General features: G+C 58.9%; 21 protein-coding genes. 11 read left to right on the plus strand and 10 right to left on the minus strand.

Translation table 11 applies throughout. From position 1 onward, the window contains the following. Window positions 1-39: 39 nt before the first annotated feature. Window positions 40-408, minus strand: coding sequence for a DUF427 domain-containing protein (locus tag J2X66_RS00095; RefSeq protein ID WP_123435845.1), 369 nt, complete (start codon window positions 406-408; stop codon window positions 40-42). A gap of 265 nt (window positions 409-673) precedes the next feature. Here J2X66_RS00095 and J2X66_RS00100 point away from each other — a divergent pair, with 265 nt between their 5' ends. The 5 genes from J2X66_RS00100 (at window position 674) to J2X66_RS00120 (ending at window position 4,769) form a co-directional block, all read left to right on the plus strand. Next, on the plus strand, window positions 674-2,623 hold the full coding sequence (locus J2X66_RS00100; RefSeq protein WP_310259250.1) for a DNA topoisomerase III: 1,950 nt from the start codon (window positions 674-676) through the stop codon (window positions 2,621-2,623). Window positions 2,624-2,736: 113 nt separating this feature from the next. Next, a complete protein-coding gene (locus J2X66_RS00105) occupies window positions 2,737-3,366 on the plus strand; it encodes a glutathione S-transferase (RefSeq protein WP_310259253.1) in 630 nt (209 codons plus the stop codon). 51 nt (window positions 3,367-3,417) lie between these two features. Next, the gene (locus J2X66_RS00110; RefSeq protein ID WP_310259256.1) at window positions 3,418-3,921 is read left to right on the plus strand and encodes a GNAT family N-acetyltransferase; all 504 of its coding nucleotides are present in this window, start codon (window positions 3,418-3,420) and stop codon (window positions 3,919-3,921) included. Between the two features lie 145 nt (window positions 3,922-4,066). After that, entirely contained in the window at window positions 4,067-4,219 is a 153-nt protein-coding gene (locus J2X66_RS00115) for a hypothetical protein (RefSeq protein ID WP_007946257.1), read from the plus strand. Window positions 4,220-4,439: 220 nt separating this feature from the next. Further along, window positions 4,440-4,769, plus strand: coding sequence for a hypothetical protein (locus J2X66_RS00120; protein WP_027925325.1), 330 nt, complete (start codon window positions 4,440-4,442; stop codon window positions 4,767-4,769). Between the two features lie 70 nt (window positions 4,770-4,839). Here J2X66_RS00120 and cynR read toward each other — a convergent pair whose 3' ends face one another. Further along, entirely contained in the window at window positions 4,840-5,712 is an 873-nt protein-coding gene (cynR, locus tag J2X66_RS00125) for a transcriptional regulator CynR (RefSeq protein ID WP_310259264.1), read from the minus strand. Between the two features lie 121 nt (window positions 5,713-5,833). Between cynR and cynS the strand changes: the two genes are divergently transcribed. Both cynS and J2X66_RS00135 read left to right on the plus strand, forming a co-directional pair. After that, the gene (gene cynS / locus J2X66_RS00130; protein WP_027925323.1) at window positions 5,834-6,301 is read left to right on the plus strand and encodes a cyanase; all 468 of its coding nucleotides are present in this window, start codon (window positions 5,834-5,836) and stop codon (window positions 6,299-6,301) included. Window positions 6,302-6,361: 60 nt separating this feature from the next. Continuing rightward, window positions 6,362-7,021, plus strand: coding sequence for a carbonic anhydrase (locus J2X66_RS00135; RefSeq protein ID WP_310259269.1), 660 nt, complete (start codon window positions 6,362-6,364; stop codon window positions 7,019-7,021). 50 nt (window positions 7,022-7,071) lie between these two features. On the opposite strand, the gene J2X66_RS00140 is transcribed toward J2X66_RS00135, so the two are convergent. The 3 genes from J2X66_RS00140 to glsB form a co-directional block, all read right to left on the minus strand. Further along, a complete protein-coding gene (locus J2X66_RS00140; protein WP_310259272.1) occupies window positions 7,072-7,413 on the minus strand; it encodes a BON domain-containing protein in 342 nt (113 codons plus the stop codon). 73 nt (window positions 7,414-7,486) lie between these two features. Then, on the minus strand, window positions 7,487-8,989 hold the full coding sequence (locus J2X66_RS00145) for an aldehyde dehydrogenase family protein (RefSeq protein WP_310259275.1): 1,503 nt from the start codon (window positions 8,987-8,989) through the stop codon (window positions 7,487-7,489). 74 nt (window positions 8,990-9,063) lie between these two features. Next, complete coding sequence (glsB, locus tag J2X66_RS00150; RefSeq protein ID WP_310259278.1) at window positions 9,064-9,972, minus strand: glutaminase B; 909 nt, start codon at window positions 9,970-9,972, stop codon at window positions 9,064-9,066. Between the two features lie 305 nt (window positions 9,973-10,277). Between glsB and J2X66_RS00155 the strand changes: the two genes are divergently transcribed. From J2X66_RS00155 to J2X66_RS00165, 3 genes are read left to right on the plus strand one after another with little or no spacing between them, the layout of a single operon-like run. After that, window positions 10,278-10,481, plus strand: a complete 204-nt coding sequence (locus J2X66_RS00155; RefSeq protein ID WP_310259281.1) for a hypothetical protein — start codon at window positions 10,278-10,280, stop codon at window positions 10,479-10,481. Between the two features lie 57 nt (window positions 10,482-10,538). After that, window positions 10,539-11,054: a DoxX family protein gene (locus J2X66_RS00160; protein ID WP_310259283.1), complete on the plus strand. Its 516-nt coding sequence runs from the start codon at window positions 10,539-10,541 to the stop codon at window positions 11,052-11,054. A gap of 55 nt (window positions 11,055-11,109) precedes the next feature. Then, window positions 11,110-11,808, plus strand: coding sequence for a dienelactone hydrolase family protein (locus J2X66_RS00165; protein WP_310259286.1), 699 nt, complete (start codon window positions 11,110-11,112; stop codon window positions 11,806-11,808). 72 nt (window positions 11,809-11,880) lie between these two features. On the opposite strand, the gene J2X66_RS00170 is transcribed toward J2X66_RS00165, so the two are convergent. Further along, window positions 11,881-12,849, minus strand: a complete 969-nt coding sequence (locus tag J2X66_RS00170) for a nitrilase-related carbon-nitrogen hydrolase (protein WP_310259289.1) — start codon at window positions 12,847-12,849, stop codon at window positions 11,881-11,883. An 87-nt stretch (window positions 12,850-12,936) separates the two neighbouring features. Then, a complete protein-coding gene (locus J2X66_RS00175; RefSeq protein ID WP_310259291.1) occupies window positions 12,937-13,875 on the minus strand; it encodes a GlxA family transcriptional regulator in 939 nt (312 codons plus the stop codon). Window positions 13,876-14,395: 520 nt separating this feature from the next. On the opposite strand from J2X66_RS00175, the gene J2X66_RS00180 reads away from it, so the two are divergent. Beyond that, on the plus strand, window positions 14,396-17,917 hold the full coding sequence (locus J2X66_RS00180; protein WP_310259294.1) for a hypothetical protein: 3,522 nt from the start codon (window positions 14,396-14,398) through the stop codon (window positions 17,915-17,917). Between the two features lie 41 nt (window positions 17,918-17,958). Here the strand turns inward: J2X66_RS00180 and J2X66_RS00185 are convergent, their stop codons facing one another. Genes J2X66_RS00185 through J2X66_RS00195 form a run of 3 tightly spaced genes read right to left on the minus strand, consistent with a single transcriptional unit; the run spans window position 17,959 to window position 21,067 of the window. Further along, the gene (locus tag J2X66_RS00185; RefSeq protein ID WP_310259298.1) at window positions 17,959-19,038 is read right to left on the minus strand and encodes a putative urea ABC transporter substrate-binding protein; all 1,080 of its coding nucleotides are present in this window, start codon (window positions 19,036-19,038) and stop codon (window positions 17,959-17,961) included. A gap of 39 nt (window positions 19,039-19,077) precedes the next feature. Continuing rightward, window positions 19,078-20,025, minus strand: a complete 948-nt coding sequence (locus J2X66_RS00190; protein WP_310259300.1) for a hypothetical protein — start codon at window positions 20,023-20,025, stop codon at window positions 19,078-19,080. Window position 20,026: 1 nt separating this feature from the next. After that, a complete protein-coding gene (locus J2X66_RS00195) occupies window positions 20,027-21,067 on the minus strand; it encodes a 2OG-Fe(II) oxygenase family protein (protein ID WP_310261405.1) in 1,041 nt (346 codons plus the stop codon). Window positions 21,068-21,325 lie beyond the last annotated feature (258 nt).

Genomic DNA, 21,325 nt, shown 5'->3' on the forward strand with positions numbered 1-21,325 from the left:
CGAGGGCCTCCCTCGCCACACCCTTTGGCGAAACGATCCTCAGACCTCGGAATCGAGCAACTCGAATTTCACCTGATCCGGGTAGAACGCCACGTAATTGCGAATTTGATCGACGGATATTTTAGGGTTCTCATAGCTCCAGACCGCATTCGCGCCTTCATGCCCCGGGACTTGCAAGCTGAAATAAGTGGCATCGCCCTTGTAGGGGCAATAGCTGGTGTGGTCGGTGCGGGCGTAATACTTTTCGTCGATGTCCTCTCGCGGCACGTAGTAGACCGGCGGGTAATTGGCCTCCAACAGCACCAGGGCACGCGCGGACGCGGCGACCTGAATGCCATGAAACTTCACCAGCAGGCAGCCCGGCTGCTCGGCGATGGTGATGACAGGACTGGGACCGGAGCTTTTCATGGAATACGTTCCTCATGACGGTGATGAACCTGGGAGCGTGGCCCGCCCTTGATGGCGTGCGCAGTTGCCCCGAAACCTGAGACCACAACTGTCAGGTATAACCCAAAATTCGGCATCGCCACGGCCCCGCAGCCGAACGGGCCGTTTTGACCGCCGCAACCCGACGCAACAGCTTTGCTGTACATCCATACAGATAAAGATTGATCCGGCGCTCATCACCGGCCATTCTGTGCGCCTCTTGCACACTTGATGAACGATGGTGGTTATGCGGCTGTACCTCTGTGAAAAACCTTCCCAGGCCAAAGACATTGCAGCCGTGCTCGGCGCCAAGCGTCGGGGCGATGGCTGCTGGCTGGGAACAGACGTCACGGTGACCTGGTGCATCGGCCATTTGCTGGAAACGGCACCGCCGGACGCCTACGACGCGCGCTACAAACGCTGGGTACTGGCCGACCTGCCGATCATTCCCGAGAAATGGAAGATGACCGTCAAGCCGCGCACGGCCAGCCAGTACAAAGCCGTCAAACGCTTGCTCGGCGAGGCCGATGAGCTGGTGATCGCCACCGACGCCGACCGCGAAGGCGAGATGATCGCTCGCGAACTGGTCGAGCACTGCCGCTATCGCGGGCCGATTCGCCGGTTGTGGCTGTCGGCGCTGGACGATGCGTCGATCCGCAAGGCACTGTCTGCGCTGAAACCGGGGGTCGAAACATTCAGCCTTTATCATTCGGCGCTGGGCCGCTCCCGGGCCGACTGGCTGATTGGGATGAACATGAGCCGGTTGTTTACGTTGCTGGGCCGTCAGTCCGGTTATCAGGGCGTGTTGCCGGTAGGTCGGGTGCAGACGCCGACCTTGCGGCTGGTGGTGGACCGCGATCGCAGCATTGCCGATTTCGTCCCCGTGGCTTACTGGGCCATCGACGTGCAGCTGCTGCATGAGGGCACGGCGTTCACCGCTCAGTGGCGCGCGGCGTCCGACGCTTGTGATGATCAGGATCGCTGCCTGAATCAGGGCCTCGCGCAAAATGCGGCTCAAGCGCTTGCCAGCGCAGCGACTGCGCGCGTGATCAAGCTGCGCACCGAACGCATGCGTGAAGTCGCGCCGTTACCGTTCGATCTGGGCACCTTGCAGGAAGTCTGCTCGAAGAAACTCGGGCTCGGCGCCCAGGAAACCCTCGACATCGCCCAAGCACTCTACGAAACCCACAAAGTCATCACCTACCCGCGCAGTGATTGTGGTTTTCTGCCGTTGAGTCAGCACAGCGAGGCGCCGGGCATTCTCGCCGCGTTGCGTCAGGCCGACCCGTCCCTGAACGCGCTGAACGATTACCTGGAGCCGCAACGGCGCTCCCGGGCCTGGAACGATGCCAAGGTCACCGCGCACCACGGCATCATCCCGACGGCAGCGGCGAAGAATCTGGAACGGCTGGTGGGCAAGCAACGGGCGGTCTACACACTGATCCGCGCCCGTTATCTGGCGCAGTTCCTGCCCAATCATGAATACGACCGCACCCAGGCCGACTTCAACTGCGCCGGTGAAGCCCTGCGTGCCGTCGGCAAACAGATCGTCGAGCCCGGCTGGAAACGTGCCCTGCCGGAAGCCCTCGCCCCTGCCAAGGGCCGTGAGGCGCCTGCGCCACAAACATTACCGGCACTGGCCGAGGGACTGGATTGCGCAGTCGCCGATGTGAAGCTCAAGGACCTGTGGACGCAGCCACCCAAGCCGTTCACCGAAGGCGACCTGATCAAGGCCATGAAGAACGTGGCCAAACTGGTGGAAGACCCGCTGCTCAAACAGAAGCTCAAGGACACCACCGGCATCGGCACCGAGGCGACACGCGCCTCGATCATCCAGGGCTTGCTCGACCGTGGTTACCTGATCAAGAACGGCAAAGCGCTGGCCGCTACCCCGGCAGCTTTCAGCCTGATCGATGCGGTGCCGCGCGCGATTGCCGACCCCGGCACCACCGCGATCTGGGAACAGGCGCTGGACATGGTGCAGAGCGGCGAAATGAGCCTGGAAGAGTTCGTCACCAAACAGGCGGCGTGGATGAGCAAACAAGTCGCCCGTTGCGCCGGTTTGAGCCTGACCATCAGCGGCCCCGCCAGCCCGGCCGGGCGTGGTGCCGCACCGTGGAAGAAAAAACGCAAACCGGCGACACACAAACCCTCGACGGGCAGCAAACGCGCCGCGAAACCGACAAGCAAGGCTTGATGGCACTTCGAACGGACCGGGATGGTCTAGTGTTCTTCAAGCCCGGCGACTGCCTGTTCTGAAAAGACATCGCAGCCTCGTTTCACTCGACAGCTGCTACAGGAATTATATTTATGATTATCGTGCATCACCTGAACAACTCCCGCTCCCAGCGCATTCTCTGGCTGCTGGAAGAATTGGCGATTCCTTACGAGCTGAAACTGTATCAGCGCGATCCGAAAACCAATCTTGCCCCGCCGGAACTGAAAGCGATCAATGCGCTGGGTAAATCGCCGGTCATTGAAGACGGTAAGCAGAAGCTGATCGAGTCCGCAGCGATCATTGATTACCTGATCCGCCGTCATGGCCAGGGTCGCCTGCAACCCGATCCTTCCACCCCTGCCTACGACGAATACGTCCAGTGGCTGCACTTCGCCGAAGGCTCTGCGATGTTGCCGCTGATGCTGAACCTGTACGTCGGACGCCTCGGTGAAGCCGGGGCGCCGCTGCATCCACGCATCAACTCGGAAGTGGCGAACTATCTGGGCTACCTCGACACCGCACTGAGCCAGTCCGATTACCTGCTCGGTGACGAGTTCAGCGCCGCCGATATCCAGATGAGCTTCATCGGCGAGATCGCCCGGGCCCAAGGCAAACTGGCCAACTACCCGCATGTAGCGGCCTGGGTCCAACGCTTCCAGGGGCGCCCGGCTTACATTGCTGCGCTGAAGAAAGGTGGCCAGTATGACTTCGCGCCGCACTGAGTGATCCTGACAGGGACACGGATGGCCCTGCGTAACCTGGAGCGCCCCGCAATGCCTTCGATAGAACTGCACGCCGCCCAGCGTGACGACTTCGACACCCTCGAAAACCTGATGCAGTTCTACGTCTACGACTTCAGCGAATGGCTACCGCTGGAACTGGGTGAGCATGGTTTTTTCAACATCCGGCCCAAACTCGATTACTGGCGCAAGCCCGCGACCCGAGCGTTTATGATCCGGGTCGGCGGCGAGCTGGCCGGTTTCGTGACCGTGGATGACAACACCCATCTCGACGGGGCCGAGTACAACATCGGTTACTTTTTTGTCAGTCGGCGCTTCCGTGGCCAAGGTGTCGCGAAGTTTGTCATTTCCGCCCTCTTGAGGCAGTTCCCCGGTCAATGGCAGATTTTCCACATCGATGCGAACCCGCCTGCACGGGGGTTCTGGGCCAAAGTGATGCCTGATCTCACGGGCAATCAATTCACCCTGCATCAGCAGCCAGTAGACGGTTACCCCTGCACGTTCTACCGCTTCCAGAGCCCGCAGCCGTTGGCCTGAGGGGCGTGTCCCGGCCTCGTTTTTTCATTCCAATCCGTTTTGTCCGACAATATGTAGTGACTGAAAAAAATCACTACATAACGGTTGACGCCTCCGTTTTGCCCTTGCATGATGCAGACATCTCCCCGATCGGGAGTACAGCAACATGTTTGAGCAAGCTCGTCTGACCGCCGAGCTGTTTTTCCCGGATACACGCTGCCCACAAGGCAGATTGAAGAAGCTGACCTGGCCCGAACGTCCAGTACAAGGACGAGAAGCGCTGGCGATCAATCCTCATGAAGCTTGTGGCCGACCCTGAAAAGTCGGCAGTGGCCTCCAGGTATTCGCTGCTTCTCTTCGTTGTGACGCTAACGCGTAGCAGTTATTCAACACGACTACATGCAACAGACGCGAGACCCGTTGAATTCGACGGCCGACCGCTGACGTCCTGGTTTCGGTGCCAGGGATCAACTAACCGATGGGCTACTTGTATTAGCGAACCAACTTTGAAAGATCACCAAATGGTCAAGGGGCAAATTATGAATCTGAACAATCAACCTTCTATCGATGAACTGGCTCGTCTGTTCGCGGCGCAAAAAGACAGCCACGACAGCCACATTCTGTGGATCAGCAAATCGGGCCAGGTTCATATCGACTGCCTGTCGCCTCACGCTCATGAAGCGGAGTTCGACCAGAACAACCAGAACCTGCTCGCCCGACTGAAGATGTACCGTCGCGGCCAGGGCTATGTCGGCAAGAAAGCCGCGGCCGACAAGGACTTCATCGGTAATGTTCTGCAAACGCTGAAACAGGCATGGGCTTCGCTGCAGAACCAAAACGAAGTTCGGGTGATTGATCGGTTCTACTAACAAACTGACTCACTGATAAAAAAGGGCCTGCTCCCATTAAAGAGCAGGCCCTTTTTTGTGCCTGAGTGTTTTACAGCTCCAACACCAGATTCATAAACGCCACCGACGCCGCGCTGTGGTAGTTGTTTCTACGACGCAACAATGCCGCCCCGCGGGTTGGCGCCTCCCCCAACAATGGAATCTTGCACAGGGCACGCTCCTGGCTGGCGATGGCTTCCGGCAGGATGGTGGCAATTGCCGTGTGCCGAATGACTTCCAGCAAGGTGCTCACAGAATTGACCTCGATCACCACCTTCGGCGTGATCTGCTCCTGGGCAAAATACGCATTGATGCGGGTGCGGGTGATGAAGTCCGGGGTCAACAGCGCGAACTCCAGTTGAGCAAGTTCTTCAGCGGGCAATGCGCGCTGGCTGTCATACAACGGATGATCGCGCCCCACCATCACGCCCAACGTCTCGGTAAACGCCGGGATCGACTCAATGTCGGCATTTCTGACTTCATTGAACGCGATGGCGATGTCCAGCGAGTCATCCGCCAGCCCCGCTTCAATGTCATCCATCGACAGCTCGAAAATCTCCAGATGGATATTCGGAAACCGCGCCACGTAATCGCGCACCAGCGGCCCCACCAGATACGCCATGAACGTCGGCGTCATCGCCAGGCGCAAGGTGCCGCGGGACAAGTCCTTCACGTCATGCAGCGCACGCTTGCCGGCCTCCAATTCCACCAATACGCGACGAGCGCACTCGATGTAGGCCGCGCCGGCATCGGTCGGTTTGACCGTGCGCGAGGTGCGGTCGAACAGGCTTACGCCCAGGGTTTCTTCCAATTGCCGGATTTGCTGGGACAAGGTCGGCTGCGACACATGCAACGCCTCGGCGGCCCGGGTGAAGCCGCCGTAGTCGGCGACCGCCAGCAAATAGCGCAGATGTCGTAGCAGCATGGGCATTCCATCTATAGGCAGGGCTTATGCACAGCATTGTATATAGATCTTGGACGCTATGGATCAATCGGCAGAAGATGGCTTCACACCCAAGCAACACCACGCCGACAGGAGAATCACCATGCAACAGTCCCACGCCTACAACGACCCAAGCCTGGCCCTGACCACCTCGATCCTCGATGCCAAGGCCCGCAAGAATCTGTCCTGGCAGGACTTGACCGACGGCACCGGCCTGGGCCTGGCCTACGTCACCGCCGCCCTCCTCGGTCAGCATCCATTGCCCAAAGCTGCTGCCGAAGTGATCGGCGACAAGCTGGAACTGGACGCCGATGCGGTAGCCCGCCTGCAGATCATCCCCCTGCGCGGCAGCCTTTCCGGCGTCCCGACCGACCCGACCATTTACCGCTTCTACGAAATGATCCAGATCTACGGCACCACGCTCAAAGCCCTGGTTCATGAGCAGTTTGGCGACGGCATCATCAGCGCGATCAACTTCAAGCTCGACATGAAGAAAGTCGAAGACCCGGAAGGCGGCTCCCGCGCGGTGATCACCCTCGACGGCAAGTTCCTGCCACTGCGCCCGTTCTAAGTTGAGACCGGCCCGCACTACGGCGCGGGCCACCCCCACATCACGCATGAGGACATCCGCATGAAAGCGCTCATCGACGGTTTTTTGAAGTTCCAGAACGAAGCCTTTCCACAACGCACCGACCTGTTCAAACACCTGGCCACCACCCAGCATCCCGGCACGTTGTTCATCACCTGTTCCGACAGTCGTGTAGTGCCCGAATTACTGACCCAGCAAGAACCCGGTGAATTGTTCGTCATCCGCAACGCCGGCAACATCGTGCCCTCCTACAGCCCTCATCCGGGCGGTGTGTCGGCCACGGTTGAATACGCGGTCGCAGTGCTCGGTGTGACCGACATTGTGATCTGCGGCCATTCGGACTGCGGCGCCATGACCGCCATCGCCAAGTGCACATGCATGGATCACCTGCCGGCAGTCAGCGGCTGGTTGCAGCACGCCGAATCGGCGAAAGTCATCAACGAATCCCGCCCTCACACCAGTGATGCGGCGAAGATCAGTTCAATGGTCCGGGAAAACGTCATTGCGCAACTGGCCAACATCCAGACACACCCGAGCGTGCGCCTGGCGCAGGAAAAAGGCCTGTTGAATTTGCATGGCTGGGTCTACGACATCGAAACCGGTTCGATTGACGCCCTGGAGGCCAGCACCCGCACCTTCGTCTCGCTGGCGGAACATCCGACGACGTGCGCGGTGTACGGCAAAGCGGTCGCAGCCGCTTGATGATCAGCCCTTGCGCAGCGCTCCCGATCCCGGAAGCGCTGCTGACAGGGTCATTGGTCGTCTGACGAACGTGGCCGCTGCTCAGCGCTCTCCTCAGCGTTGGGCGCTTCGGGAAAACTGCCGGGTTTGAACACGTGTGTCAGTAATTCCCGGGCATCGACGTCGACCACACCTTGAACCGAGCGGGCCAGTGCCACCGCCTGTTCACATTGCCGATGGGTGTTGACCCGACCACTCAACGCCACGGTGCCCGCATGGGTTTTGACGTGAATGTGCATGGCGAGGGTGGGTTCGCCCATGGCCAGGGCCGACTTCACCCGGGCCGTCAGCCAGGTATCGTGAGCGACCGATTCCAAGTGATGGGAATATTGCTCGAAGGAACGGAGTTTCATGATGGATCCCTCTTTCAGAACGAAGGAGCAAACACCTTAATTATAGTGTGCCCCCTCGCCTGCGGTCGGATCCCTAGCGCTTGACCGACAGATCGGTCTGCGTCATGCGGCTGCGAATGGTGAACACACCGTCTCCCGAGAGAATCGCGCTGCGCGCAAACAGTCGACCACTCTCCCAGTTCGAAAGCCCCAACTCCGGCTTGTTCAAGGCGTACTGTCCGTCGACCCAACGCGTGATGCCATTGCCGACAAATGGCGCGTTGACCGCGTTGTAGAAGCGCTCATGCGCCGCGTCATCCTCACTGATCAACGACACCGTGAACTGCGGGCTATAGCGGTTGAACAAGGCAATCGCACGGTCCAGGTCATCGACGATCATCAGGCTGACTTCCGGGGTTTCTTCCCATTCCCACTCGCGGCCCAATTGCTCCTCCGGCAGTGGCTCGGCCATGGCTTCGGTGCGGTAGCCTTCGGCGCGGTACACCTCGACGCTCGCGCTCAACCATTGCGTCGACAAACACGCCTCGCTGCCCTCGACGATGTGCAATTTGCAGCCCTGGCCCCGTGCAGTGCCGGCCTGTTGCAACGCATCGAGAAACAGCGGCACCAGATCGGCGGCGCGGTCGCGCTGGATCAAGCAGACGTTGAGGGTGTTGCAGACCTTGCGGTCCAGGGAATTGCGCACCACGGCGGCGAAGCGCTTCGCGTCGGCGTGCTGGTCGGCGATCAGCCAGGCACCACCGGTGCCGTGCAGGCTGACGGCGGTGCCCGCTTGTTGGGCGATGCTGCCCAATTGGCTGACCGCACGCCCCGAACCCCGCGCCACGGCCAGGGACAGACGCCGGTCGGCGAACATCGCCCAACCGGCCGCGTGATTGACGCTTTCCACCAGCGACACCGCGCCGACCGGCAATCCGGCGTCGCTCAGCGCCGGGTTCAGCGCATGGGTGACGATGGCCTGGGCGGTGCCCAACGCATCGCTGCCGATGCGCAGCACTGCGGTGTTGCCTGTGCGCAAGACACCGGCGGCATCGGCGAACACGTTCGGTCGACCTTCGAAGACAAACGCGACGATGCCCAGCGGCGACACCACTTGCTCGACTTTCCAGCCGTCATGTTCGACGCAACTGATCACTTTGCCGCGCGTGGCCGACGCATCGCGCCACGCGCGAAGACCAGCGATCATGTCGCGGCGCATGCGTTCATCGGCCAGCAAGCGCGTGGTTGAGCGTCCACGGGCTTTGGCGCGCTCGATGTCAGCGAGGTTGGCGGCCGCGATCAAGCCCCAGCATTGCGGGGTTTCCAGACGCTGGGCAAACAGGTCGAAGAAGTGGCTGATCGCTTGATCCGACACCGCCGACATCGCGGTGAAGGCTGCTTCTGCGCGCTCTATCGCAACGCTGGCCGCTTGCTGGTCCGCCACCGGGATCAGCAACAATTCGCCGCTGACCTGTTCCACCAGCAGGTGGTCGCCGGGCTGGAAGCGTGCGGCCAGTTCGGGGCTGACGACCGTGACACGATTACCGGCAAAAGGAATCGGCGTACCAGCGACTAGACGTTCGAGCACAAGAGACATGAAGCGGTTTCACCATGCAGGGGGCGGCCGGAAAATGTATAGGAAATTTTCCGGAGCGTCATTAATCCTGCCCGTTAAAACACTGACCAGCCAATCCGCTGGCTCAGCAGTTCCAGCGCGGCCATCCCGGCCAGGGAATTGCCCGCGGCGTTCAGTTCCGGCGACCAGACGCACACCGTGAATTGCCCCGGCACCACGGCGACAATCCCGCCGCCAACCCCGCTCTTGCCCGGCAAACCCACGCGATAGGCAAAGTTGCCGGCCTCGTCGTACAGCCCGCTGGTGGCCATGATCGAGTTGACCTGTTGTGTCTGGCGCGCAGTGAGGATCTGTTCGCCGCTGTGCTTGCAGAACCCGTCGTTGGCCAAAAAGCAGAACGCCCGGGCCAGGTCGATACAATGCATGCGCAACGCGCAGTGGCTGAAGTAGCTGCGCAACACGGATTCGACATCGTTGTGAAAGTTGCCGAACGACTGCATCAGGTAGGCCATGGCGGCGTTGCGCGCGCGGTGCTGGTATTCGGACTCGGCGACTTTGCCATCGACCATGACCTGCGGATTGCCGGACAGCCGACGGACAAAATCACGCATCGACAACGCCGGGGCGGCAAAGCGCGATTGGTTGATGTCGCAGATCACCAGGGCGCCGGCATTGATGAAGGGATTACGCGGACGGCCGCGCTCGAATTCCAGCTGCACCAGCGAGTTGAAGGGCTGACCGGAAGGCTCGTGACCCAGACGTTCCCAGATCGCCTCACCGGAGTGTTCGATGGCCTGCACCAGGCTGAAGACCTTGGAAATACTCTGCACCGAGAACGGCGTCTCGGCATCGCCCGCGCAGTACAACTCACCGTCGTTGCTGTACACGGCAATGCCCAATTGATTGGCCGGCACGGTGCCGAGGGCAGGAATGTAGTCCGCCACCTTGCCCTGCCCGATCAGCGGCCGGACAGCGTCGAGGATCTCGTTCAACAGCGCTTGCATGCGAGGTTCCAAAGTCACGCCCCATGGGATTGCGGGGACACTGAGGCTAGACGCTGCGCGTCGGCCAGGAATCACAGCGGCCTCACCCCAATCCAAAGCCCAACGCAGCCCACTGCAGAAGTGAGCCTGCAGGGGATTTGCGGTGGCTGTGTATCACCGTGTGTACAGACCCGCCCCTGACACACCCCGCCCCTAAAACCCCGCCCCAACGACACATCGCAGATACACCTGCTTGGTCAACTACAGCTGTTGATTGGCCAAGCCGATCAAAGCACTCAACTCACTCAAATGTATGGAGCATCACCATGTTCAAGCTCTCCACTTCTTCCCTGACCCTCGGCCTGCTCATCGCTGGTGGCCTGGCTTTGTCGAACGTCGCTTCGGCCTCCGAATCCGAAGCGTTCAGCATGAAACAACTGGCCCACGGTTACAGCCAGGTCCAGGCCGACACCGCTGAAAAAACCGCCGAAGGCAAATGTGGCGAAGGCAAGTGCGGTGCCGCTGAGTAATCCCCTTGCGCGGGGCACACGATGCCCCGCATTCCTGACCTGACGGAGATCAAGCCCATGAACACTTCAATCTCTTCGGCCGTGAAAGGCCTGCACCTGAACCTCGACCGTGCCGGTAGCTGGCTCGCGCCCCTGACCTTGCGGTTGTTCATCGCCTGGGAATTCTTTGAGTCGGGCCTGGAAAAATGGAACGGCGAAAACTGGTTTGCCGACATCCAGGACCGCTTCCCGTTTCCGTTCGACCACGTACCGTCGACGCTGAACTGGGAACTGTCGATGTGGGCCGAGCTGATTTGTGCGCTCGCGATCCTGGTAGCACTTGGCACGCGGGTATCGGCGATCATCCTGACCGTGGTCACCATTGTCGCCACCGCCGCGGTTCACTGGCCGGCCGATTGGTCTACATTAAGTGAGCTTGCCCAGGGTTACGCCATCAGCAATAAAGGCCACGGCAACTTCAAACTGCCGGTGATCTACCTCGCCGCCCTCCTGCCCTTGCTGCTCTCGGGGGCCGGCAAGCTGAGCCTCGATACGCTGCTCGCGCGATTTTTCTGGCGCCGTCACAATCGCTGAAATGCTACCGTGACACGCTTCACCTTCCACCTCACTTGCGTAGACAGGAGCCACCATGAGCGTGACCACCCAATGGATCGAGATCGACAGCGACGACGGTAAATTTGGCGCTTACCTGGCCATTCCGCATACCCAGCGTGGCCCGGGGATCGTCTTGATCCAGGAGATCTTCGGCGTCAACGAGCATATCCGCTCCGTCGCCGAGCAATACGCCGCTGATGGTTATCTGGTGATCGCGCCGGACCTGTTCTGGCGCAACGGCCACCGCATCGAACTGAACTACGACGAAGCCGGCTGGAAACGCGCCGTCGAGTTGATGAACGCCACCGACATCACCAAGGCCCAGGCCGACATCAAACTGGCCATCGACACCCTCGATACCCAGCCGGGTCTGGATGGCGGCATCGCCTCCATCGGTTACTGCTTTGGCGGCCTGCTGTCATACCTCACCGCCACCAACGGGCTGGTGGATGTGGCCGTCGCCTACTACGGCGGCGGCATCCAGAATCACCTGGACCGCGCCGACGACATTGAAGTGCCTTTGCTGATGCACTTCGGTGAACAGGACAGCCACATTTCCCTCGAAGCCGTGGAGAAAATCGCCGAACGTTTCGACACCAACGACAACGTGGAAATTGTCGTGTACCCGGAAGCCGAACACGGCTTCAACTGCTCGCACCGCGACAGCTACAACCAGCGCGCAGCGGCTGAGGCGCATGGCAACACGTTGATCTTCCTGGCCCAGGAACTGTAGAACTGCCCTCCACGGAAAAGGCCCCTTCATCGATTGATGAAGGGGCCTTTTTTGTACCTCGCGTTTACCCGATCACACGGCTTCCGGTTGACCGGTGACCGCCAGTGCCGGCTGAGTATTGCGCTCATGAACATGGCGATGCGGTGTGCGGTCGATGTTCAGGCTGAGGATTTCCGGACGGCTGTAGTGACCGCGGCCATCCATTTGACGTTTACGAATCTCGATCTGGAACAGGTCGATGTCAGCAATCACCTCGCCTTCGCCTTCAGTCAGCGCGCCGACGACTTCACCTTGCGGGTCGATGATCGCCGTGTAGCAACCGCCCGAGATCGGGCCGATGGCGCAACCGGTGTCGGCCATGATTTGCGCTTGCTGTTCCGGGTACAACCAGGCGGTCGAGTTGACCACGAAGCACGCAGACTCCAGCGCATGCATGCGGATGCTGACTTCCATCTGCCGGGTGAACCGCTCACCGGCGAACGAACCGGGGTACATCGAGGCGTGGATCTGTTCGCCATCTTCGATCAAGGCATATCGGGCCAGCGGGTTGTAATGTTCCCAGCAGGCCAGTTGACCGATGCGGCCGACCGCGCTGTCGATGGCACGCAGGCCGGAGCCATCGCCCATGCCCCAGATCATGCGCTCGTGATAGGTCGGCGAAATCTTGCGACGCGCCTGAATCAGCGTACCGTCGGCATCAAACAGCAGCTGCGTGTTGTACAGCGTGCTGCCATCGCGTTCGTTGACGCCGATGGACACCACCATATTGGCTTCCCGGGCGGCTTTGCCGATTGCATCGGTGGTCGCCGACGGCACGACCACAGCCTGATCGAGCAACTTATAGTGCTCGGAACCCATTTCGAAAGGCGACTGCACAAAGGAAAAGTACGGGTAATACGGCACAACGGTTTCCGGGAAGACGGCGAACTGCACACCCTTCTCGCCGAGTTCGCGAATTTTGTTAACGACCTTCTCTACGGTGCCTTCACGGCTGTAGAGCACGGGTGCGATTTGGACGGCAGCGGCTTTGACGATGGTCATGGCGGTGATCTCACTGAGGGAATGGGCTTCAACGAGATCAAGATTACGACAATCATATTTTGTCTTGAATGTCGAATACACCACCTTTTAGGACGCGACTCGATTCGCCCGCTGGATGACCTGCGGCGGTTGGCCGAAGGCGCGGATAAAGGCCCGACGCATACGCTCCCGGTCACCAAAACCGGTCTCGGTGGCGACCACATCGATGGCATGACGGCCGGTTTCCATCATCAACCGTGCGGCTTCCACACGAAGGTTTTCGATGGCTTTGGCGGGCGATTGACCGGTTTCGGCATGGAACACCCGACTGAATTGCCGAGGGCTCAAATTCGCTGCGCCAGCCAACTCTTCCACCGACAACGCAGATTTCAGGTGCTGTTTGGCGTAGGTCAACGCCGCCTGAATGCGATCGGTCTTCGGCTCCAATTCCAACATCACTGAGAACTGCGATTGCCCACCCGCGCGGCGGTGATACACCACCAACTGCCGAGCCACCGTGCGCGCCACCCGGGCACCGAGGTCCTTTTCCACCAGCGCCAACGCGAGGTCGACACAGGCGCTCATGCCGGCGGACGTCCAGAGGTTGCCGTCGTTGATGAAGATACGGTCCTCTTCGACCAATACCTTTGGAAACGCCCGTTGCAAGGCCGGCGCATGACACCAGTGCGTGGTCGCCCGCCGACCATCGAGTAAACCCGCCTCGGCCAGCGCAATCGCACCGGTGCAGATCGACCCCAGCCGCCGGGTGGTTTCGCTGGCACGGCGCAAAAACGCCACCATGCCTGGCGACGTGGGCCGGATCAGGTTGTCGCCCATCACCAGCAGCGTATCGAACGCGCGTTGATCGAATGCCTGGGTTTCCACGCCGAATCCGGCGGAGGTCAGTACCGTGCCGCCGTGCTCGGACAACAGGGAAAGGCTGTACAGCGGCTCTTCGGCGATGTTGTTGGCCAGCTCGAAGGTGGCGCACATGGCGAGGCCGAGGACCTGGAAGCCGGGGTAGACGATGAGTCCGATATGGTGCATGGGCGGCTGATCCCTTTTGACCTTAATGGTGGCATAAGTAGGTTCAGGTCGGTTCATGGCACTGTATACCTGTCGAGGCCGCGCTTGGTCAACTCGAAAATCTTGTCCAACTTCGGCGCTGGTGTATTACCAGCATTACAACTTACCCGACGAATATAAAACCATCGCCTTAGTTACGGGCAACTCAATAAGAAATGTTCAACTGCCGATGGACTATTTCGAAATTTAATGTTGGATCCATAGCGCTGCTTGGCATTAAACACAAACAGACCACTCCCCTTAATCGACTCAATCATAGGTCCTTTTTCGCACCATTCAAACTTTTATCGCGCTCAATCCCACGTACTAGGCGCATCGGCATATCAACCGGTACAACTGCGCTTAACTCCTTAGGCACCTAGGTGGGCGGCACTACTACTTAAACCGTAGCAACGATGCGATTCAGGCCGTGGCAAACCCGATATTTTTTAGAGCTATACATAACATTGCACGTTCGGCCTACATCAAGAGGCGCAGGGCCATGGACAATAATAACAATTCAGGTACTAACCTGGCATTCTGGGTGCCCGGCAGTGCGGTTATCCTGAGTTTGGTGATATCGACATTCGCACTCACGCGCGAACCATTCCTTGAACCGCGACCTATTGGCGCGCAGTTTCAAGCGCAATTGCCGATTGAAGCACGTCTGTGGCAGGACCCGTTTGATGCACTTGAGAGGTATCGCAAGAAACTGTCTGCCACTAATAAAACGGAAGCGGATAAGTTATGCAGCCCCACAATTGCACTGGAAGGCGACACTTCCCCTGACATCATGGTGGCACTGGTTGAGGGTGGGCCGTACGCCGACGAAGTCGAACAGCGTCGACGCATTCGCTATGCGCTTCTGGCGGGGCTGAAAAACTCACACCGGGTGCCCGCCGAAGAGCAGTATATCCACTGCTTAAGAATTGCAGATGACTTTTCGATCCACGATCCTGGGGCGACTAATTTCGTGGATGTTCCTTATGAAAAATTCATATCGAATCCACTCGACCCTCAGGAAAAAGTTGAAGGCGTTCCCCCACCACCAAGTCAGACAATAGTTTTCTGGTTGAAACAAGATTTGCTGCGTTCGCTACCACTGCAAAACCTGGAAAAAATGCGCAGAATTTTGGCCTGCAAAACAGGCTCGACACTAGCCTGTGACACATATTCCGAAGAGCGCACCGTTCTGAAGGTTATCGGCCCCGCAACCTCAACTACCCTGAGTTACATGTATCAGGAGGAAGCCAATGGCAAGGCAACGCGCGATATTGAGATCTACTCGCCTTTGGCCACCGCAGACAATGAAATACTCAAGAAAAGTATCAAGTCTCCCGAGAAGGAGCCACCAAACAAACTGCCGATGAAGTTGCTGCGCACCGTCAGCGACGACGGCACCATGACGCAATTGATGCTGGAGGAACTAAAACTGCGTCATGTCGATCCAGCCACCGCCTTGCGCTGCAACAAAGGCAGCTTGCAGCGAGTCGGGTCGACTTGCGCTGAGACCAACTGGCCGCGTGCCGACCGTGTCGCCCTAATCTCTGAGTGGGACAGCTTCTATAGCCGAGCACTCATTGAGAGTTTCAAGGCTCAAGTAGCCGATGATGCCAACCTACGGGACGACAAAGAAAAGGCAGTAATCAATCAGTGGATATTGCGTTTCAGCTATTTACGCGGGCTGGACGGACGTCTGCCAGAGGAAGCCGCTAGCAATGATAAGACGGCGAATACCGACAGTAACAAAAACAACAAGGACGCGAACAAAATTGATCTCAGCCCACTGGAAAAAGCCGACGGCAATTCTCAACTCGATTACTTGCGGCGCCTGGCCGATCACATCGCCAACGAGGACGCGACCTACCGCCGGAACGGTGAAAGTGGTATCGGCGCCATCGGTATATTGGGCGTCGATGCTTACGACAAATTGTTGGTTTTGCAGGCGCTCAAGAGTCGAATGCCTTACAAGCTGTATTTTTCCACCGACCTCGACGCGCGCATGTTGCAACGCGGTCAGGCGGAAACAACCCGCAACCTGATACTCGCGGCACCCTATGGACTGACCCTGACACGCGCCTTACAACAAGATGTACCGCCGTTTCGAGACAGCTTGCAGAGTTCAGTGTTTGTCTCTGTCTTAGCCGCACTGGCGCCGCAATCTTTCGACGCCAAACGAGCGAAGTTCGACTACTCCAAATCGGAAATGCTCTCGCCGGGCATCTATGAAGTGGGCATTAGCGGCTTCATCCCGCTAGCCAGCCAGCTCACTGCTTTGCGCCCTGCCAGTTGCGAGGCGCCGACGCTACTCTCTCGGTCGGATCGAGGTGTACGCCCGCACGATCTTATGGCGTTGCGGTGCCTTCAGGACCCGTCGCCACCGCCCTACCCTGAAGCCTCTCAGTCAGCACGCGATCAATTCAAAAATACTCAATCATTCTTCTGGGCCGGGCCTCTGACGTTCACCCTGCTTTTGATTACGGCACTCATCGTCTGGTGGTGGATAGAAGTTCCGCAGCCCGCACCCGAGAACCCGCAAATTCTGGAAAACCCGCAAGACAACAAGCGCGAAACGGCGCTGGACTGGGTGCGAGGCATACCCATGACGCTGTATATGGTGGCGGCGCTCAGTGCCTTTATCGCCACCCGTTCCTGGCATGTGGAGTTCCTTTGGATCACGTTCGTTTTGATCCTGCTGGGGATTATCTCGTCGAACCTTACCCGCCGCTCCGACCGGCAATTAGCGTCTGTCAAAACCCCAGCCGGCACCGATATCAAAGGCCTGCCGACCGCCTCGGCCTGGTACATCGTGGTTCCGCTCGTCGTATTTGTCCTCGCTCTGATGTTGGCTTATCAGATGCGAAGCGCGTTGACAGAGAACGGGTTGGGAGAACCGATGTTCCTGTTTGAAGGTATCAGTGCCTGGCCAACCGTAGCGCTCCGACTGCTGGCAGCGCTGATATCACTTTCTGCATTGGCGTGGGGTTGGCGCAACTTGCGGGTCAACAGAACGGAGATCGAAGCCACCTACCATTTACACCTTCATATGCGTAAATATCAGATGAGCCTGTGGGGACAGGTTTTACACTTCTATCGCAGAAGCAAAAACATGAGCCTGCGTCGCTGGAGCAACGACCTGGGGCACTGCCTGCTGCAGATTTTTTTTCCATTGCAAAGTGCCAATGACGAGTGGTCAAAAAACTGTTCAAGCGCCCAGGCCACCTGCGTAGACGGGCGCAAAATGATATCCATTGCCCGCTTCTGGGGGGAACACTGTGTATGCGGTTCATTCGGTGCCCGAATGCTGCGGGCCTTACTGGTGACCTGGATTTTCCTTGTGGTTACCAGCGTGCTGTTTGTGGTGTGGCCAATGGAACGGATCCCCGTTCGCGGCGATTCAATCATATGGATGTTGACGTGGCTGGTGCCAACCGTGTTGTTCCAGTTACTGGTGTTCTGGGTGGTGGATGCCAACTTGCTGCTGACACGATTTATTCGCCACCTCAGCGACCATTATGCCGTCTGGCCCGGAACGTTACAGCTCGAACATAAGGAGATCTTTGGCGTACTCAAGCACCCTTGTATTGACGAGTGGATGGACTTGCAACTGATCGCCAAACGCACTTCGGCTGTCAACCGACTGATTTATGCGCCGACGGTGGTCATGTTGATTCTATTGGCGTCGCGCAGCACCGCATTCGATAACTGGCCGACACCCCCCAGTATTGTGATTACTTTCCTGCTGACGGCACTGATCCTGCTGGCGTCCGCATTATCTCTACGTCGCGCAGCCGAAAAAGCACGCACCGTTGCTTTGCGGCGTGTTGATGCCTATCTGCTGGAAACGCCAGAAACGACGCCGTATTACGACAAGTTTCAGATGATCCGCGACCGCATCGCCACGCTCAATACAGGCTCGTTCTCCCGCTACTCCGAAGACCCGCTGATTCGTGCGCTGTTGCTGTCGCTGACCGGCATCGGGGGTTCAGCCATTGTCGATGCCTTGAACTACGCCAAGTTCTGACCGCCGATAAGGGGGCGCTCCTTCGAACGCTCCCCGAACGGTCACAGCTGGTTGGCCACCGCCATATTCACAAATTGCGTATCAAACCGCAGCTTGATGTTGTTCTTGTCACCCAACGTCGAGCCATCGGCGAATTGCATGCCCACGGCATCGGCGCTGGTCGCCGCCTGGCCGAGCAAGCCCTTGGCAAAGGAGAAGGTGCGGACCTTGTCCATGGTGTGGCGGATCGCGTCGGAATTGGCGAATTCGAACGCCGTGCCCGGCGTGTAGAACAGCATGGTTTGCGTCAGTTGATCTTCGTAGCCTTTGAGGTCGGTGCCCGAACGTTCAGCCATCGAGGTGCGCGCGGCGATGGCTTGCCCGTTGTCGCCAGACATCAGTTGCAGCGTTTCGAACCAGGCACCGACCAGCGCCTTGCCCAGTTCCGGGTTGGCTTTCAGGGTCTCGGTGTTGACCGCCATCATGTCGATGATCTCGCCCGGGATTTCCTTGGAGGTGAACACTTCCACCGCCGTCGGCGACTGTTTCATCACCATGCTCAGTTGCGGGTTCCATAGCGCCGCAGCGGTCACGCCGGGGGTGGTGAATGACGCCACGGCATCGGCGTCCGAGGTGTTCATGATCTTGATGTCCCGCTGCGACAGGCCATGGATGTCCAGGGCCCGGGACATCAGGTAGTCGGAGACCGACAGCTCCACCAGGTTGACCTGTTGGCCCTTGATGTCGGCGAAGGTCTTGCCGTGTTTGAGCACGATGGCATCGTTGCCGTTGGAATAGTCGCCGAGGATCAGGCCGGTGGTGTCCACGCCGTTGGCACTCGGGATGGTCAGGGCGTCCATGTTGGTCATGCCGCAGGCGTCGAACGCGCCAGCCGCGTATTGGTTGATCGATTCGATGTAGTCGTTGAGCTGCACCAGTTCGATCTTGATCCCGTACTTCTTCGCCCACTTGTCGATGATCCCGTGTTCACTGGCGTAACCCCAGGGCATCCAGCCGGAATAGATCGACCACGCCACCTTGAACTCCTGCTTTTTGTCCGCCGCCGAAGCGCCGAACGCGAGACAGGAGACGGCCAGCAACACCGCTGAGAAACGGTAAAACACGCACGAGAATGCCTTCATGGAAACCTCACGGGTTATGAAATGAGTGACGCGTTGATGTCAAACGAGCGGCTGGGTGTAGCGGCTCAAGGTCGGGGATTCACGTTCGTACCATTGCGCGGCGCTGGCGGTGAATCCGGTGGTTTGTGCGTAACTGATGTCGGGTTCCAGGGTGTCGATGACGAACAGGCGTTCGCGGACAACGCCATCGACAGTGACTAATTGCGAGACGTGCTTGCCGTCGGCCAGCCGCTCGAAACCCTCCATTGAAATCAATGGCTGACCGACACGCCCGGCACAGGTGGAAAGCGACACTTTGTAGCCTGTTTCGAGAGAACCTTCGGCCACCGATGTCTCAAAGTTGAACGCACGCTTGAGCCATTGCGGGTCTTCACCATGGCGGGCGACCAGATCCCGCAGCGGCTCGCCATCGGCACGGGCATCCAGCGGTTCAGCCCGGCCCAGCACCAACGCCGCATGCTCACCGCAGACGATCAAACCACCGCCACGGTGCAGCACAAAACCGCTCAGCACGTCTCGTTCCTCAAGCAAACGCAAGCCGATCAACGCACCCGGCTTTGATACCTGGAGTCGCCAGTCCTCGACATAGGCACCACAGGGGGAAAACTCGATCATGCAGTTGCCGATACGCTTGAGCACGCCGGGCTCGGGCCAACGGTTATGCAACTGAAACGAGGTGTCGGTGTGCCAACTCAACACGTCGCCTTGCCATGAACACAACGCTTCCCAGCCTTCGTAATTGGCCAGGGTCTGCAGTTCTTCGGCACTGCATTCCAGCAGCGGTTTGGCCGGCACTTGTTGACCCTCCAGCGGCAAGCGCAGATCGATGGTGAAGTGGCGGCTTTGAAACCAGCAGACGTGGGTGCACACGTCGGTCAGGCCGTCAGCGAAACTGATCGACCGGCGTTTGTAGAAGCCGAGCATCCAGTCCGGTACGCCACCAGCGGCGGGTTGCGGATATTGGGTAACAAGATCCAGCAGATTCATTTCAAACCTCCCCCGCCATGGCGGCACGACCGAACGAAGACAACCCCTTGGCGCCATCGGGCAAGCTCAACTCGCCGGCGGCCAGTCGCTGTTTGAGGTAGCGGAAGGTCTGCAGGGTTTGCGCGTAGAGGTGATCGCCGCAGACGTGAGGCCCATAACGGCTGGGGGTTTGCGGGTCGAGCAACTGGGCGATGGGCGCTATGACCGTGTCGTAGTCACAGGCGCAAAACATAGGGAAGGCGTAGCGCTCCTGAGCGACTTTTCGCACCCGGTGAGCGGTGGCGACGTAGCGACCGTTGCTGAGCACTTCCATCATGTCGCCGATGTTGATCACAAACGCACCGTCCACTAACGGCACGTCGATCCACTGCCCTGCCCCGTTCAACACTTCGAGGCCCGGTGCGGTCGGCAGCAGAATGGTGAAGCATTCGTAATCGGTGTGCGCGCCGATGCCGGGACGATCCACCGGGGCATTCGGTGAGAAGGGATAGTGGATCAGGCGCAGTTGGCTCGGCGGGTTATTCACCCGTTGGCTGATGGCGTTTTCCGGCAGGCCCAGCGCCAGTGCGAAGCCGCGAAACAAGGTGAGGCTGAGGTTGAACACCGCGTCGTAGTAGGCCTTGATGTCGTCCTTGAAACCCGGCAAGACCGGCCAGCGATTGGGCCCGAGCATCGGCCGTCGCCCTAATGCCGGTGCGTAATCGAAGCCGACGTCGAAGGCTTCCTTGTGGTCGATAGTTCCTTCGACAAATTGCTCCTCGCCTTCGGGCACATAGCCGCTGTGGTTGCTCGACAGGCCGATGTAGTCCTGCATTTTTTGCTCGGTCGACTGGGCGAAATAGTCCGCTGCCCGTTGCTTGAGCCGATGGATGATCTGCGAGTCGATACCGTGCCCGGTCACATAGAGAAACCCGGCTTGCGATGCGGCGTCTCCCAAGGTGGTCGCGGCTTTCAAGCGTTCGGGTTCAAGGCTCGAAAACAGCCCGCTGATGTCGACGAGGGGCAAGGTTTCGAAAGCTGAATGAGGGGTAATTCGAGGCATGGGCGCCATAAGTAACCTCCTGATGATTAGTCAAAATGTCACCTGGTCGTCCAGATATCGCACAGCCGTGAGGCCTCCGGGTCGTCCCGGATCAATCGCACCGAAAAAGGTGCGCTGTGACAGGAGCAATGTGCATGCCACGTTTGCGCCCGACCTGCATCACAGCGCTATCTCATTGATTTGAAAGCACCGGTTTCCATACAGGGAAGCCGATGGCGCTCGGCGCGCGATGTAAAAAAAGCACCAGGATGGGGCAAT

The organism is Pseudomonas sp. 3296, assembly GCF_031456615.1.
Taxonomy (GTDB): domain Bacteria; phylum Pseudomonadota; class Gammaproteobacteria; order Pseudomonadales; family Pseudomonadaceae; genus Aquipseudomonas; species Aquipseudomonas mucoides.

What these genes read in the sequence shown, in the direction of transcription:
- J2X66_RS00095 (WP_123435845.1), bottom strand. Translation starts at nt 408, where the DNA reads ATGAAAAGCTCCGGTCCCAGTCCTGTCATCACCATCGCCGAGCAGCCG.
- J2X66_RS00100 (WP_310259250.1), top strand. Translation starts at nt 674, where the DNA reads ATGCGGCTGTACCTCTGTGAAAAACCTTCCCAGGCCAAAGACATTGCA.
- J2X66_RS00105 (WP_310259253.1), top strand. Translation starts at nt 2,737, where the DNA reads ATGATTATCGTGCATCACCTGAACAACTCCCGCTCCCAGCGCATTCTC.
- J2X66_RS00110 (WP_310259256.1), top strand. Translation starts at nt 3,418, where the DNA reads ATGCCTTCGATAGAACTGCACGCCGCCCAGCGTGACGACTTCGACACC.
- J2X66_RS00115 (WP_007946257.1), top strand. Translation starts at nt 4,067, where the DNA reads ATGTTTGAGCAAGCTCGTCTGACCGCCGAGCTGTTTTTCCCGGATACA.
- J2X66_RS00120 (WP_027925325.1), top strand. Translation starts at nt 4,440, where the DNA reads ATGAATCTGAACAATCAACCTTCTATCGATGAACTGGCTCGTCTGTTC.
- cynR (WP_310259264.1), bottom strand. Translation starts at nt 5,712, where the DNA reads ATGCTGCTACGACATCTGCGCTATTTGCTGGCGGTCGCCGACTACGGC.
- cynS (WP_027925323.1), top strand. Translation starts at nt 5,834, where the DNA reads ATGCAACAGTCCCACGCCTACAACGACCCAAGCCTGGCCCTGACCACC.
- J2X66_RS00135 (WP_310259269.1), top strand. Translation starts at nt 6,362, where the DNA reads ATGAAAGCGCTCATCGACGGTTTTTTGAAGTTCCAGAACGAAGCCTTT.
- J2X66_RS00140 (WP_310259272.1), bottom strand. Translation starts at nt 7,413, where the DNA reads ATGAAACTCCGTTCCTTCGAGCAATATTCCCATCACTTGGAATCGGTC.
- J2X66_RS00145 (WP_310259275.1), bottom strand. Translation starts at nt 8,989, where the DNA reads ATGTCTCTTGTGCTCGAACGTCTAGTCGCTGGTACGCCGATTCCTTTT.
- glsB (WP_310259278.1), bottom strand. Translation starts at nt 9,972, where the DNA reads ATGCAAGCGCTGTTGAACGAGATCCTCGACGCTGTCCGGCCGCTGATC.
- J2X66_RS00155 (WP_310259281.1), top strand. Translation starts at nt 10,278, where the DNA reads ATGTTCAAGCTCTCCACTTCTTCCCTGACCCTCGGCCTGCTCATCGCT.
- J2X66_RS00160 (WP_310259283.1), top strand. Translation starts at nt 10,539, where the DNA reads ATGAACACTTCAATCTCTTCGGCCGTGAAAGGCCTGCACCTGAACCTC.
- J2X66_RS00165 (WP_310259286.1), top strand. Translation starts at nt 11,110, where the DNA reads ATGAGCGTGACCACCCAATGGATCGAGATCGACAGCGACGACGGTAAA.
- J2X66_RS00170 (WP_310259289.1), bottom strand. Translation starts at nt 12,849, where the DNA reads ATGACCATCGTCAAAGCCGCTGCCGTCCAAATCGCACCCGTGCTCTAC.
- J2X66_RS00175 (WP_310259291.1), bottom strand. Translation starts at nt 13,875, where the DNA reads ATGCACCATATCGGACTCATCGTCTACCCCGGCTTCCAGGTCCTCGGC.
- J2X66_RS00180 (WP_310259294.1), top strand. Translation starts at nt 14,396, where the DNA reads ATGGACAATAATAACAATTCAGGTACTAACCTGGCATTCTGGGTGCCC.
- J2X66_RS00185 (WP_310259298.1), bottom strand. Translation starts at nt 19,038, where the DNA reads ATGAAGGCATTCTCGTGCGTGTTTTACCGTTTCTCAGCGGTGTTGCTG.
- J2X66_RS00190 (WP_310259300.1), bottom strand. Translation starts at nt 20,025, where the DNA reads ATGAATCTGCTGGATCTTGTTACCCAATATCCGCAACCCGCCGCTGGT.
- J2X66_RS00195 (WP_310261405.1), bottom strand. Translation starts at nt 21,067, where the DNA reads ATGCCTCGAATTACCCCTCATTCAGCTTTCGAAACCTTGCCCCTCGTC.